This window comes from Azospirillum sp. UFLA03-27, assembly GCF_059803775.1.
Genome location: NZ_JAUQTX010000014.1, coordinates 1 through 13,509, shown reverse-complemented (window position 1 = coordinate 13,509; position 13,509 = coordinate 1). Strand labels below are relative to the sequence as shown.

The window sequence follows — 13,509 nt, the reverse complement described above, 5'->3', positions numbered from 1 at the left end:
CGGCGATGGCGCATGTCCCTTACGAGCAGCGGTGGGCCGCGGCCCGCAAGCGCTTCGAGGCTGCAACGGCGAAGCATCGGCCGAAGGACGCCAAGGCGGTCGCCGCCGCGCTGACCGGCGACGCCGCGCTGGTCAAGGCGCTGAAGTCCGGCGATGCCGTCCACCGCGCCGGAACCGCCGGTGATGAGGCCGCCAAGAATCTTGCTGCCGCCGGAAAGGACGCCGTGAAGGCGCGCAAGGCCTATCTGGCCGCGCTGGACAAGGCCCTGGACGAGGATACGGCGAGCCGTGGCGACAAGGCCGCGGCGGCGGCCTGCGAGCGGGCGATGAAGGCGCTCGTAAAGGACCTTGCCGAGTTGGAGGCGAACATCGGCGCGGACGCCGACCGCTTCAAGGCGCAGGCCGCCCAGGCCGAGAAGGACGCCGCCTCGTCGGAACGCGCGCAGAAGCGGTGGGAGGCGAACATCAACGGCGCGCTCGCCCGCGCCGCCGCCGGGGTCGCCAAGGTGCGCGCCAAGCCGACGCCGGACACCTACAACGAGCTGTTCCCGGCGCTGGCCCGTGATCTCGCCACCCAGCTCGCCGCGGCGAAGGCGCTGGACGGGCTGCGCGCCGATCCCGACTTCTACCGCCGCAAGCTCGCCCCCTGGGCCGGATCGGGAGGCGACGGGCCGCCGATGCGCGTGCCGCCCGACTACACCGCCCGCCAGATCACCGACCTCATCAAGGAGTTCGCCACCGTCTGCAAGGGTGTGGTGCAGCTGGTGGGCGGCCGCTGAAACGAGGCGGGGAGCGAAGCCGCCGTTTTGGACCCATTCGGTTCCGGTAGTGGTGGGAGAGGAGCAATCGCCGATTCCGAGGGGCGCGCCCGCCTCCTACCATGCAGACCGATAGGGTGAATGTTTGGTTAAGCGGAGGAGCTGAGACATGGGTGGTCCCCTGAAGCGCATCGACATCCCGGACATCCTGACCCAGAAGGACTGGGACAAGAAGAAGGGCGCCATCGCCAAGATCGCCGGCAAGACCGGCGTCGGCGACGCGATGAAGGCGGTCGACAAGGCGCACAGCGCCATCGACTGGAAGAAGCTGAGCGTGTCGGTGAACTCTCCCAGCAACGCGACGCTGGACGACCTCGACTCGCTGCTGGACGAGGCGCGGGCGGAGTACAAGCGCTCGGTCGAGCCGCTGCGCACCCAGCTCCAAAAACTCCGCGATCTGGCCGAGGCGACGGCGAAGAAGTTCAAATCGAACAAGCTGATTCCGAAGGATTCCACCGCCCACGCGGAGAAGGTGGCCAAGGCCGCCGATCAGCTCTTCGTCGCCTTCAACCAATCCTCGCTCGGCGACAAGATCGTCGATGACTACGAGGGCATGAAGGACGCCATCGAGAAGGCCGACAAGGTGCGGGCCAAGGGTCGGGAGATCCTTGAGAAGTACATGCTGTCGCTGGCGAAGAAGCTGAAGACGGCGAAGACCGTGAGCGACTATCAGGACCTGTGGAAGGAAGACATCCGCGGCGTCGGCACCCAGCTGCCGAAAATGCCCGAACTGAAGGCCTTCCTGAAGGACTGGCGCAACATCTCGTCCCAGGACGGTCTCCCGGAGACCGACGAGGATGTGAAGAGCCGCTGCAAGGAGGTAATGGCCGTGCTCGCCCGCATGGACAAGCAGATGAAGGCTATGGCCTGACCGCGTCCAGCGCCGCGGCCCATCGGGCTCAATGGTTGGGAGCGTCCGGAAGTTCGCCTGTGTTCAGGCGGTTCCGGACGCTTTTCCCATTAGAGAACCCTGATGGAATCGCCGTGTCCGGCGGTCGGCGGCAAGTATGGGCCGTATCCTCGATTGAAAGATTAAAACCACAATTCCTATAGGATTTACGATCGATGAAGCTTGTTGCGAATTTCTGAGTCGTTGTTGCGCCAATGGCTGATTATACTTCGCAGCGTGGCCGGTTTCGGGTTTATGGGGTTTCGGCTTTAAATGCCTGAGTGCATCGGTATTTCCGTAACGACCGTTTTGCGATACCTCTCATGATGGGATTGGTTGGGCGCCATTCGGCCTGCGGGTCGGGCCGCGGCCTGTGCCATGCGCCTGTCGAAGGAACTGTGCCCCGGTGCCTCTGCCGCCTGCCGTCATGCCGTCCGTAACCGCCATTTTTGCTTGTGCCGCCCGACGGCTGGGCGCTGTTCTGCTTTTCGCTCTTCTTTGTGCCGCTCCGGGCACCGTTCCGGCCCTGGCCACCGTCCTGCCGCAGGCGGAGCACGGCGTGCTCGACCTGCGCGGCTGGTACGCCGATCTCGACGGGCCGGTGTCGCTGGACGGCGAATGGCTGGTGTCCTGGAACCGTCTGGCCGGCGAGGAAACCCTGAACCCGCTGCCGGAGCCGGACGGCCGACTCTGGACGCCCTTCACCCTGCCGGCGATCTGGAACGGGGCCGAGCGCCCGGACGGCCGGGAGATGGATGGGATGGGGGCCGCCACCTTCCGCCTGAAGATCCTGTTGCCGCCCGGCATGCCGCCGCTGACGCTGAAGATGCCGCCGGTCAATTCCGCCATGCGGGTATGGGTCGACGGCCGCTCGGTCGCCGCCGCCGGTGTTCCGGCCCTGGCCGCCGCGCAGGAGCAGTCCTCCTCCGTCTCGCGCTTCGTTACGCTGCATGGCGGCCAGCGGGTGATCGAACTGGCGGTGGAGGTGTCCAACCACTTCCATTTCGAGGGCGGGATCGGGCGTACGATCTATCTCGACGCCAACGGCGGGCTGTCGCGGCTGTGGCAGCGGCAGTTGATGACCAACGCCGGGGCGTTGATGTCGTTGTCCCTGATGGCGCTGTTCATCGGCGCCTTCCTGCGCCGGCGCCTGTCGGCGGCCCCTCTGTTCCTTGTCATGCTGCTGGCCGCCTGCGCCATGCGGCTGATCTGCACCAGCGAGCTGCTGCGGGTCTTCTTCCCCGGTGTGTCGGAGGTGTGGGCCTACCGGCTGGAATATCTGCCGATCTACCTGTTCTACCCGATCTACTTCCACCTGCTGCGCGAGCTGTTTCCCGGATGTCTGCACCGCGGGGTGGGGCGCGTTATGATGGCGGTCGCGGTGCCGGGCGTGTTCCTGGTGCTGGTGACGGAACCGGCGCAATTCACCCGGTTGCGCGATGTGGCGAGCCTGCTGCTGGTGCTGTCTGCCCTGTATTTCGCGTGGCGCCTCGCCGTGGCCGCACTGCGCCGCCGTTCCGGCGCGCTCCTGCTGGGGGCGGGGGCGCTGGCCTTCCTGGGGTCGGTGGTGCACGACGCGCTGATGTACGCGCATTTCTTCGAGAGCATCGACCTCGTTCCCTACGGCGCGCTGCTGTTCCTGTTCAGCCACGCGCTGGTGCTGGGGCGGCGGGTGGAAACGGCCTTCCTCAACGAGCGCCGGCTGTCGCAGGAGTTGGCCGCCCTCAACGAGGGGCTGGAGCGCCAGATCGCCGAGCGCACCCGCGCCCTGTCCGACAAGTCCGCGACGCTGGAACGCTTCCTCGCCAACCTCAGCCACGAGGTCCGGACCCCGCTGAACGCCGTTCTCGGCATGGTGCGGGTGATCCGCCGCGAGGGGCCGACCGACCAGATGGACGAGCGGCTGCGCGTCGCGGACGGGGCGGGGCGGCATCTCGTCTCGATGCTCGACACCATCCTCGATCTGTCGCGGCTGGAGGCGGGCCGGATGGAGCTTCATCCCCAACCCACCGACGTGGTGGCGCTGGTCGAGGACGCCGTGGCGCTGATGCGCGCGGGCGCCGAGGAGAAGGGGCTCGCCCTGTCCCTGATGATCAGCGGGCTGGGGGCGGCGCGCTTTTGGATCGATCCATTGCGCCTGCGCCAGATCGTCCTGAACCTGCTGAGCAACGCCGTGAAATTCACCGAGTGCGGCGGGGTGGAGGTGTCGCTGACCGCGAAGCCGGCGCCGCCGGATGCGGCCAGCGGGACGGTCGTCCTGTGCCTGACGGTGGCGGACAGCGGTCCCGGCGTGCCGCGGGCGGCGCAGGCCATCATCTTCGAGCCCTTTCATCGTCTGGAAGGAAACCGCCTGGAAGGCAACCGCCGCGACGGCGCCGGCCTGGGTCTCGCCATCGTGAACGGGCTTGTCCGGCTGATGGGCGGCGACGTCTGCCTGGAAGGCCGGGCGGGCGGCGGCTCCCTCTTCACGGTCTCGCTGCCGACACGCCCGTTGCCGGTGGCCGATCCATCGCCGGGCCGCTCCGCTCCCATGCCGCTGCCGGGGAGCCTGGACATTCTGGTGGTGGAGGACGCACCGGAGAACCAGGCCATCCTTCGCGAGTATCTGGCGCCCGGCGGCCACCGCGCCGTCTATGTGGAGAGCGGGGAGGAGGCCCTGGCGGTTCTGGCGATCAGGGCTGTGGACGTCGTTCTGCTCGACATGCGGCTGCCGGGCATCGACGGGGTGGAGGTGACGCGGCGCATCCGCGCGTTGCCGGACGCCGAGCGGGCGCTGGTGCCGGTGATCGCGGTGACTGCCAACAGCTCGCCGGAAGACCGGGCTGACTATCTGGAGGCCGGGGTCGACGAGGTTGTGGCGAAACCGGTGGACCCCGACGCGCTTCAGGACGCGCTCGCCCGCCACGCGCCGTCGGGTTCCTGCGCGCCCGCTCCGCCCTTGGCGGTTCAGGGGGCGCCGCTCACTGGAGGACCCGCCACCGGCGGGCTGTCGACCGCCGACCGCGCGCGGCTGATGGACCGCTTCGCCCAGGCCTGCCGGGACGTGCTGGCGGTTCTCGACGATGCGGACTCGCCGCCCCGGCGGGTCGTCGATGCGGCCCACCGCATGAAGGGCAGCGGCGGCACCTATGGCTTTCCGGAGGTGAGCGCCGCGGCGCGGGCGCTGGAGCGGACGGCGCAGGCCGTCGAAAGCGGGAGCGGGGGGGCCGCTTCCATGCAGGGGGACGCGGCGGCGTTGCGGGACCGGCTTCACGCCGCCCTGCGCGCCATCGAAAAGGGGGAGGCGGGGCTGGTATGACGGCGACTGGTAGTGTTGCGAGGGGAACGGCAGCGGCGGGCAGGGCGGCATGAGCGTCGGATCGGAGCTGGTCGGGCGGACCGTGCTGGTGGTCGAGGATTCTCCCGAAACGCAGGATCTGATCGCCACCTATCTGGAGCACCAGGGGTTGCGGGTGCTGCGGGCCGCGAACGGGGCGGAACTGACGGAGCGCATCGCGCAGGACCGGCCGGACCTTGTGCTGCTGGACATCAATCTGCCGGATTGCGACGGGCTGGCTCTGGCCGAGCGGTTGCGGCTGGGGGAAACCGTTCCCCTGATCTTCGTGACCGGCCGTGACAGCCCGACCGACCGCGTCGCCGGTCTGTCCCACGGCGGCGATTATGTGACCAAGCCGGTCGACCTGCTGGAATTGCTGATCCGCATCCGCAACCTGCTGCGCCGCTCCGGGGCGTCTCCGAATCCGTCCGCGCCCGTCGAAAGCGCCGCGGTGCCATCGCCCGACGCGCCGCTGACCTTCCGGGGATGGCGCCTGGATCTGGTGCGCCGCGCGCTGTTCCGTCCAGACGGTTCCTACCTCGCTTTGACGACGGGGGAGTTCAACATCCTGGCGGCGTTGGCGGCCATGCGGCCCAACCCGGTCAGCCGCGAATATCTGCTGGACGTGATCAGCAACCGCGACCCCCGCTCCATCAGCGAGCACACGGTGGACACGCTCATCACCCGGTTGCGTCGCAAGATGCGGCTGGATGACGGCGCGGCCTCGCCGATTGTTACCGTCCGCGGGGTCGGTTATGCATTGGAATCTGATGAATCTTGACGATAATGATTAATATGCAATAATAAACCGCACGTTACTCCGGCAGAAAAGTATCAACGGCCGTTGATACGCGTTCGAACGGGGTAATGCTATACATCACCCAACGAATGATTGACGGTTCCAAGCGGGTACCTGGAGGTGGCGGAGAGTTCCGCCGCAACGGGTCGCCGCGCCGGGCCTGACACAGCCGCCGGTCAACCGGCGCGCGATCTGATGCGGGTGAGAGCGGCATGCAACGGTCCCTGGTTTCGCGTTCGGCGGAGCGCTTCACGCTGACTGGTCACTTGACGGCTGGTCAAACGGCGGCCAGTCAAACGGCAGCGGGCTACTCAGCACCGAATTGTGCGGCGGCGCCTTCCATTCTGATCATCGGCAACGACAGCGCGGCCATCGCCGGGATCCGCGACTGCGCCCTGCGGCTCGGCCACCGGGTGCAGGACACGCGCGACGTGATCTCGGCTCTGGGCCTGCTCGACGTGGACCGCAGCGTCGGCGTCGTCTTCGTGGACGGCGGGTCGCCCTGGTTCGACGGGCTGGCGCTGATGGAGCGGCTGCACCGCACCCACCGCGGCCTCGCCTGCATCCTCTTCGCCCGCAACCCCGAGGCGGACGACGTGGTGCGCGCCTTGCGGCTCGACGCCGCCGACGTGGTGACCGACCCAGAGGATGAGACGCAGATCGAGCGCGCGCTCGCCCGTGTCCTCAGCGGTGGGGAGGGGATCGCATCGTCGGTCCCGGATCGGCCGCCGGTGTCGATGGGCAGCCATGACGACGCGCTGGAGCAGGCTTATCGCCACGGGCTGGCGCTGGTCGAGACGGTGCGCGCCTTGCGCGGAGAGGCTGCGGCGGCCCGCGTGATGCCCTTCGTCGCGGCTCATCGCGCGGCGACCGCACCAGCAACCTCTCCTGCGGCGATGACGAGCGCGGCTCAAATCGTTTGCGAACCGGTGCCGGAAGGCGGTGCGCCGGACAGCCTGGGCATCCTGACGGCCATCCGTCGCAAACGTGCCGCCCGCGAGAAGTTCTTTCCCAAGGGCCTGTTCGAGGACCCCTGCTGGGACATGCTGCTGGATCTGATGATCAATCATCTCCAGGGCCGGCGGATTTCCGTGTCGTCGCTGTGCATCGCGTCCGGCGTGGCTCAGACCACGGCGCTGCGCCGCATCACCGACCTGCACGACCGCGGGCTGGTCCGGCGCATCGCCGACGACAAGGACGGCCGCCGCGTCTTCATCGAACTGACCGAAGAGGGCGTCGCCGCCATGGAGCGTTACGTGGAGACGGTCGGCCCGCTGGGCTGATCGTCCGCCGCTCCGGCCTCCGCTTGGCGGGAACAGTCCGGCCAGGGGCAGGCGCAGGAGGGGAAACGGCATTCGTCGCCGTTCACATCGCTGGCCTGCACGGCGATCTTGTAGCGCAGGCCGTGGGCCGACGGCGTGTCGATCAGGCCGCAGGCCTCGTAGACCTCTACATTGACGCGGGCCGATTGCAGGGCAACCCGGGCGATCTGTTTGGGATCCTTCATCATCGGCGTCTCGGCCTCGCTTCCGCTGCGTCGTCGGTCCTTTCAACGCATGTTCGGCGCCGTTGTGCCAGGGCGTATCGGAAGGACTTCCTTTGGCACGCCCGCGGCCCCCTTACGGTTCGCGCCACATCGACTGATAGGCATCCTCCAGCGACCGGGCGAAGGCCGACGCGTCGCACAAAGGTGATTGACGCATGGATTCCCTCAGGCTGGCGCGCAGGGCGGCCAGCGCCCCAAGGTCGCCGACGAGGGCAACGGTCTTGGCGACGTAGTCCTCCGGGCTGTCCGCCACCAATTGCTCGGCGAGGCCCAGCGTTTCCAGGAAGCTGACCCCGATCCGCCCCGCCCAGCGGTCGCCGCGCAGGGTCACCACCGGCACGCCCATCCACAGGCTCTCGGCCGTCGTCGTACCGCCGCCGAAGGGGAAGGGGGACAGCGCGAGGTCGATGCGGTTGAGGCTGTTGAGATAGTCCGCCCGCGGCGTTTTCCCTTCCATGCGCAGGCGATTCGGCGCGATGCCGTGCGCGGCGAACTGGTCGCGCAGGCTCTGCCGCACGCCGTAATCGCCGAACTCCCGCGATTTCAGGAGCAGGCGGGCTTGCGGCAGCGCGGTCAGGACCTGCGCCCACAGCGCGACGGTCGGACGGGTGATCTTGGCCCGGTTGTGGAAGGCGCCGAGCGTGACCGATCCGCCGCCGAGAGCCGGAAGCGGCCCGACCGCCACCTCTTCCGCCGGCGGGGTGAAGCACAGATAACTCTCGGGAAGGCGCCAGACCTTCTCGGTGAAGAACCGCTCCTCCCCTGGCGGAAGGACGTGGCGGTCGGCGATGATCCAGTCCATGGCCGGCAGGCCGGTCGTCCCGAAGTAACCCAGCCAGCTCACTTGGACGGGGGCGGGCCGCCGGGCGAACAGGGTCAGGCGGTTGTTCCCGGTGTGGCCGGACAGGTCGACGAGGATGTCGATGCCGTCCCGCCGGATCAGGTCGGCCACCGCCGCGTCGCCCATCCCGACGATCGCGCGCCATCCGTCGGCGGCGGCGCGAAGGCTCTCCGTCACATCGTCGGTCCGGCCGTTGTTGGCGTAGCCGAAGGCGGTGACCGCCTTGCGGTCGTGCGCCCTCAGCACGCTTTCCAGGAAATAGCCGACGGGATGGCTGTTGAAGTCGCTGGAGACGTAGCCGATGCGCAGCGGACGGGGCTGGTCGTCGCGGACGACCGGAGCGGCAACCGGGAATCCCCCGCCGCTTCGTTCGGCCCAGTCGCGTGCGGCGGCGAGGAAGTCGGCGTTTCCGCACTCCGGCAAGTAATGCTGGGCCATCAGAACGTTGCTGTGCGCCATCGGGAAATCGGGACGGTGCGTCAGCGCTGAGCGGTAGGCCGCGATGGCCTGCTCCAGATGCCCTTGCCCCTTCAGGACGTTGCCGAGGTTGGACCAGGCCAGGGCGAAATCGGGCCGGAAGGCCAGGGCGACGCGGTGAGCCGCCGCCGCCTCGCCCAACCGGTCCTGCAGGTCCAGCGCGTAGCCGAGGTTGCCGTGGGACTGGGCGTTGGCCGGCGCCGCCTGGATGGCGTCGGTGAAGGCGGCGACGGCGGCGTCGGTCTGCCCGACCTCCAGGAACAGGGAGCCGAGGTTGTTCAGCGCCTCCACGAAGCCGGGCTGGAGCGCGATGGCCTGGCGGTAGGCGGCGACGCTTTCGTTGGGCCGCCGCTGCAGGCGAAACAGGTTGCCCAGCCGAAAATGGATGTCCGCCCGGTTCGGCCCGAGGCGCAACGCCGCCATCAGGGCGTCCAGGGACTCATCCACACGGCCCGAGTCCAACAGGGCGGAGCCGAGATTTAGATGGTACTCCAGCGCTTCCCGGATGGACAGGGCGGTGCGGATGCTGGCGATGCCGGCGTCGTGATCGCCCCGTTCGGACTGCAGCACGCCCAGCAGATGCCAGGCGTCGGGGTTGCGCGGCTCACGCCTCAGGATCTGGCGGTATGTCCGCTCCGCCTCGTCGCCGCGGCCGTCGTTGTGCAGGGTCAGGACATCGGTGAGCGAGGGCCGGAGGCTGCGGCTGTCCGTCATGAAGCGTCCATCTTGAGGAGCGGGCATCGCGGGGAAGGGCGGTGCAACTCGGGGGAGAGTAGACCGCCCGGCCAGGTCGCGTCCATGAAGGAAGGGGATGTTCTCAGCGGAACAGGCCGGGGACGATCCGAACCATGATTCCCGATCTCGACGCCACCAGAACGGCGTCCGACCCGGCGCGGACCCAGTGATGGCCGCGCGGCGGCCGGTGCAGATGATAAGCGGCGGGCGCAGCAATGACGTGGCGCCGCGACGCGTAGGCGGTGGGCAGGCGGTCGCCGGGTTTCCAGTATCGTGCCGCGCGGTGGACCGGCGGCGGCGGGCGATGGGATTCGGGGCGGTGCAAATCGGGGCCGCGATGGTCCCGCTCCATCCGCGGCGATTCGCGATGATCCGGTCCCCAGCCAGCGGCGGAGGCGTCCTGGGTGCCCAGGCCGACCAGCATGGTGGCGGCGGTCAGGGCGGTGGTCATGGCGGCGATCAGGGTGCGCGACATGGGGGTGTCCCTCTTCTCGTCAGGCCGGGATCGTGATCCCGATGCCCCGATGCTGCGCGCGCCCTGTTGCCGGCGTGTGTCCGGCGGCCCCCTGTTTGGTAACGGACTGTTACGGTGACGCTTTGCCCGTCTTCACCCCAGTTCGAAGGTCGTCACGCCGAACAGACGCGCGGTGTCGATGGCCGGGGCGGGGCCGAGATACATGCGGGCGGTTTCGAACTGCGGGCTCAGTCCCAACTCCTCCGCCAGCAGGACGGCGTCGCGGTTGACCTCCGGAACGTCGAGAAAGATCGGGCCGTCGCCCGCCGTGGCGGCGAGCGCCAGAGCGAGATCGCGCGCCGTGCCGCGGTCGGCGGCGTAGAGCGGGCCGATCTTGCTGCCGCTGTGGCAGGGGCGGATCACCCCGAAGCCCCGCAATTCCCCGTCGACCACGGCGGCCAGCGCGGAGGCGCCGGGCAGGGCGATCCAGTTGGACAGGAAGCCGGCGCGCGGCGCCGGGAACAGCGCGCGGTCCCAGTCCAGCAACCGGTCGAAGGGCACCGTCCGCGCGTCCACCAGCGCCGCGGCGGAGGAGGTCCCGGCGGGCGGCGCGCCGCCGTAACGGATGTTGCGGTAGGCCAGCGCGAAGCCGGACTTGCGGTAATTGTCCTGCTGCGCCACCACCCCGTCCAGCCCGACGGTGCAGCCCTCCAGATGCCTCAGCCCGGCTTGCCAGAGGTCCCAGCCGAGGCCGCGCCCGCGCATCCCGGGCCGCACGATGTAGAAGCCGAGGAAGCCGAAGTTCTCGGGATAGCGGACGACGGAGAGGCAGGCCGCCGGCTCGCCGTCCAGCTCCCCGATCAGGAATCCTTCGGGGTCCACGGCGTGGAAGGCCCCGGCGTCGTGCAAGCCGGGGTTCCAGCCCTCCGCCCGCGCCCATTCCACTGCCAGATCCAACTCGGCCCGGCTCATCACGCGCACGCGGTAGCCTTCCATGGCGTCCCTCCGGTTCAGGGCTGCGGGGCGGGGGCGAAGCGCGCCATCTCCCCGGCGTAGGGTTTGGGCAGGGGGAAAGCGTAACCGCCGGTCTTGCCGGTGCGCAAGCCCAGCACGGCCAATCCCTCCACCAGCTTCACCGCGGCGGTGACGCCGTCCACCACCGGCACGCCCATCTCGGCGGTCAGGGCGCGCGCCAGATCGGCCATGCCGGCGCAGCCCAGAACGACGCTTTCCGCCCCATCCTCCGCGATGGCCCGGCGGATGGTGTCGCGCACCCGCTCCACGGCGCCCGACGCCGGGTCCTCCAGCGCCAGCACCGGCACCCCGGCGGCGCGCACCCGGCAGCGTCCGGAGACACCGTAGCGCTCCGCCAGATGCTCCAGCGCCGGGACGGAGCGCTGCATGGTGGTGACCACGCTGAACCGCCCGCCGAGCAAGGTGGCGGTCTTCATCGCCGCCTCGCAGATGCCGACCACCGGGACGGCGGACAGGCAGCGCGCGGCGTCCAGCCCGACATCGTCGAAGCAGGCGATCACCACGCCGTCGATGCCGGGTGCGGCGCGCCCGTGGGCGGCGATCACCTCCAGCAGGCCGGGAACGGCGAGCGCCTCGTCGTAATAGCCCTCAATGCTGGCGGGACCCATAGCGGGGTTGGCGGCGACGATCTCCGTCCCCCGCGCGGCGACGGCGCGGGCGGCATCCCCGGCCTTCTCGGTCATCGAGGCGGTGGTGTTCGGGTTGACGACCAGGATGCGCATGGTTGGCTCTCTGCGTCTCAAGCGGCGGCGCCGGTCCGCCGCAGCCGGCGGCGGCGCAGGATCATCACCCCGGCCAGGAACAGACCGATGACGGCGAAGGAGAACAGCGTCGTGAGCGTGCCCAGCGCGTAGAGCACCGGCGTCGTGACGTTGGTGGTCATGCCGTAGATCTCCAGCGGCAGCGTGTTGAAGGACCCCGCGGTCATCAGCGTGCGCGCGAACTCGTCGTAGGACAGGGTGAAGCCGAACAGCCCGACGCCGATCAGGCTGGGCAGCAGGATGGGCAGAACCACATGGCGCACCGTCTGCCAGGGCGTGGCGCCGAGGTCGCGCGCCGCCTCCTCGTAGGCCGGGTTGAAGCGGTTGAAGATGGCGAAGACGATCAGCAGGCCGAAGGGCAGCGTCCAGGTGAGATGCGCGCCGAGCGCCGAGCCGTACCAGGTCGGCTCGATCCCCAGGATGTTGAAGAGCAGGCCGATGCCCAGGCTGACCAGGATCGACGGCACGATCAGGCTCGCCACCGCCAGATAGAACAGCGCCCCGCTGCCCAGGAAACGGCGGCGGAAGGCGAAGCCGGCGAGCAGCGAGAACAGCACCGTCAGCACCATCACCGTCAGCCCCAGCGCGATGGAGCGGCGGAAGGAGCCGCCGAAATCGCCGACCGCCTGCTGCTCGAACAGGTTCCTGAACCAGTGGAGGGAGACGCCGTTCATCGGGAAGGTCAACCCACCCTCCGGCCCTTGGAAGGACAGGATGGTGATGGTGGCGATCGGCCCGTAGAGGAACAGGACGAACAGCCCGAAGAAGGCGGCGAGCAGGTAGAAGGACAGGCCGCGCCGGGTGCCGGTGCCGGTCATCGCTTACAGCTCCTTGCGGATGTCGACGATGCGCAGCATCGCCACGACCATGATGAGGACGACGGCCAGCAGCACGACCGCGTTCGCGGCGGCGGCGGGGTACTGGAGCAGCGAAATCTCGTTGGCGATCATCAGCCCGATGGAGGCGCTCTGCCCGCCGCTCATCAGGCGCACGGTGATGAAGTCGCCCATCACCAGCGTGACCACGAAGATCGAGCCGATGGCGATGCCCGGCTTGGCCAGCGGCAGGATGACGTTCCACACCACCTGCGCCGCGCTGGCGCCGCCGTCGCGCGCCGCCTCGACCAGGGCGCGGTCGATGCGCATCATCGAATTGAAGATCGGCACCACCATGAACAGCGCGTAGAGGTGCACGAAGGCCAGCACCACCGCGAAGTCCGAGAACAGCAGGAACTCCAGCGGCTGGTCGATCAGCCCGGCGGAGATCAGCCCGGAATTCAGCAGTCCGTTGCGCCCGAGGAAGGGAATCCACGAGATCATGCGGATGATGTTGGAGGTCCAGAAGGGGATCGTGCAGACCAGGAACAGCACCATCTGCCAGGTCGTGGACTGGACGTGGAAGGCCAGGAAATAGGCCACCGTGAAGCCGATCAGCAGCGTGATGACCCAGGTCAGCGCCGCGAACTTCACCGTGTTCAGGTAGGTCTTCCAGGTGACCGGGGAGGTCAGCAGCTCCTCGTAGTTGGTCAGCACGAAGTCCGGGTAGATGCGGATGCTGTCGTAGTCCCAGAAGCTGACCGCGACGATGGTCAGGATGGGGATCAGCAGGAAGACCAGCAGCGTCAGCGCCAGCGGCCCGGCCTGGAGATAGGGGGCGACCCGGCGCAGCACGGAACGGCGCACCCCGCTGCCCCGCGGTGCCGCGGACGCGCTGGACGCTTCGGATGGGACGGCGGAGACGGTCATGGCGCAGGGGTCCGGTGCCGTGGGGGAGTGCGTGGTGTGGGAGAGTCTTGCCCCCACCCTGACCCTCCCCCGCTGGGCGGGGGAGGGTCAGGG

At 68.8% G+C, this 13,509-nt stretch carries 12 protein-coding genes; 5 read left to right on the top strand and 7 right to left on the bottom strand.

Annotated elements, in window-relative coordinates:
* Window positions 1-5 precede the first annotated feature (5 nt).
* The 5 genes from Q4I23_RS03815 to Q4I23_RS03795 all read left to right on the top strand — a co-directional run bounded on the left by Q4I23_RS03815 (window position 6) and on the right by Q4I23_RS03795 (window position 7,105).
* Entirely contained in the window at window positions 6-779 is a 774-nt protein-coding gene (locus tag Q4I23_RS03815) for a hypothetical protein (protein WP_498525358.1), read from the top strand.
* A 148-nt stretch (window positions 780-927) separates the two neighbouring features.
* Window positions 928-1,689 (top strand): hypothetical protein, encoded by a 762-nt coding sequence (locus Q4I23_RS03810; RefSeq protein WP_454017783.1) that lies wholly within the window; start codon window positions 928-930, stop codon window positions 1,687-1,689.
* A gap of 577 nt (window positions 1,690-2,266) precedes the next feature.
* On the top strand, window positions 2,267-5,005 hold the full coding sequence (locus Q4I23_RS03805) for a response regulator (RefSeq protein WP_498525357.1): 2,739 nt from the start codon (window positions 2,267-2,269) through the stop codon (window positions 5,003-5,005).
* Between the two features lie 49 nt (window positions 5,006-5,054).
* The gene (locus Q4I23_RS03800; RefSeq protein ID WP_498525356.1) at window positions 5,055-5,804 is read left to right on the top strand and encodes a response regulator transcription factor; all 750 of its coding nucleotides are present in this window, start codon (window positions 5,055-5,057) and stop codon (window positions 5,802-5,804) included.
* Between the two features lie 230 nt (window positions 5,805-6,034).
* Window positions 6,035-7,105, top strand: a complete 1,071-nt coding sequence (locus Q4I23_RS03795; protein WP_498525355.1) for a response regulator — start codon at window positions 6,035-6,037, stop codon at window positions 7,103-7,105.
* Here Q4I23_RS03795 and Q4I23_RS03790 read toward each other — a convergent pair.
* The 7 genes from Q4I23_RS03790 to Q4I23_RS03760 form a co-directional block, all read right to left on the bottom strand.
* Entirely contained in the window at window positions 7,075-7,329 is a 255-nt protein-coding gene (locus Q4I23_RS03790) for a hypothetical protein (RefSeq protein WP_237905971.1), read from the bottom strand. The genes Q4I23_RS03795 and Q4I23_RS03790 overlap by 31 nt on opposite strands.
* Before the next feature lie 112 nt (window positions 7,330-7,441).
* A complete protein-coding gene (locus Q4I23_RS03785; protein ID WP_498525354.1) occupies window positions 7,442-9,400 on the bottom strand; it encodes an O-linked N-acetylglucosamine transferase, SPINDLY family protein in 1,959 nt (652 codons plus the stop codon).
* Between the two features lie 103 nt (window positions 9,401-9,503).
* Entirely contained in the window at window positions 9,504-9,896 is a 393-nt protein-coding gene (locus Q4I23_RS03780) for an RcnB family protein (RefSeq protein ID WP_498525353.1), read from the bottom strand.
* Window positions 9,897-10,028: 132 nt separating this feature from the next.
* Window positions 10,029-10,871 carry a GNAT family N-acetyltransferase gene (locus Q4I23_RS03775; RefSeq protein ID WP_454017789.1) on the bottom strand — a complete coding sequence of 281 codons (843 nt, stop codon included), beginning with the start codon at window positions 10,869-10,871 and terminating at the stop codon, window positions 10,029-10,031.
* 14 nt (window positions 10,872-10,885) lie between these two features.
* Window positions 10,886-11,632, bottom strand: coding sequence for an aspartate/glutamate racemase family protein (locus Q4I23_RS03770; protein WP_498525352.1), 747 nt, complete (start codon window positions 11,630-11,632; stop codon window positions 10,886-10,888).
* 17 nt (window positions 11,633-11,649) lie between these two features.
* Window positions 11,650-12,489, bottom strand: coding sequence for an ABC transporter permease (locus Q4I23_RS03765; RefSeq protein ID WP_498525351.1), 840 nt, complete (start codon window positions 12,487-12,489; stop codon window positions 11,650-11,652).
* A 3-nt stretch (window positions 12,490-12,492) separates the two neighbouring features.
* Complete coding sequence (locus Q4I23_RS03760; protein WP_498525350.1) at window positions 12,493-13,416, bottom strand: ABC transporter permease; 924 nt, start codon at window positions 13,414-13,416, stop codon at window positions 12,493-12,495.
* Between the last annotated feature and the right edge of the window lie 93 nt (window positions 13,417-13,509).

What these genes read in the sequence shown, in the direction of transcription:
- Q4I23_RS03815 (WP_498525358.1), top strand. Translation starts at nt 6, where the DNA reads ATGGCGCATGTCCCTTACGAGCAGCGGTGGGCCGCGGCCCGCAAGCGC.
- Q4I23_RS03810 (WP_454017783.1), top strand. Translation starts at nt 928, where the DNA reads ATGGGTGGTCCCCTGAAGCGCATCGACATCCCGGACATCCTGACCCAG.
- Q4I23_RS03800 (WP_498525356.1), top strand. Translation starts at nt 5,055, where the DNA reads ATGAGCGTCGGATCGGAGCTGGTCGGGCGGACCGTGCTGGTGGTCGAG.
- Q4I23_RS03795 (WP_498525355.1), top strand. Translation starts at nt 6,035, where the DNA reads ATGCAACGGTCCCTGGTTTCGCGTTCGGCGGAGCGCTTCACGCTGACT.
- Q4I23_RS03790 (WP_237905971.1), bottom strand. Translation starts at nt 7,329, where the DNA reads ATGAAGGATCCCAAACAGATCGCCCGGGTTGCCCTGCAATCGGCCCGC.
- Q4I23_RS03785 (WP_498525354.1), bottom strand. Translation starts at nt 9,400, where the DNA reads ATGACGGACAGCCGCAGCCTCCGGCCCTCGCTCACCGATGTCCTGACC.
- Q4I23_RS03780 (WP_498525353.1), bottom strand. Translation starts at nt 9,896, where the DNA reads ATGTCGCGCACCCTGATCGCCGCCATGACCACCGCCCTGACCGCCGCC.
- Q4I23_RS03775 (WP_454017789.1), bottom strand. Translation starts at nt 10,871, where the DNA reads ATGGAAGGCTACCGCGTGCGCGTGATGAGCCGGGCCGAGTTGGATCTG.
- Q4I23_RS03770 (WP_498525352.1), bottom strand. Translation starts at nt 11,632, where the DNA reads ATGCGCATCCTGGTCGTCAACCCGAACACCACCGCCTCGATGACCGAG.
- Q4I23_RS03765 (WP_498525351.1), bottom strand. Translation starts at nt 12,489, where the DNA reads ATGACCGGCACCGGCACCCGGCGCGGCCTGTCCTTCTACCTGCTCGCC.
- Q4I23_RS03760 (WP_498525350.1), bottom strand. Translation starts at nt 13,416, where the DNA reads ATGACCGTCTCCGCCGTCCCATCCGAAGCGTCCAGCGCGTCCGCGGCA.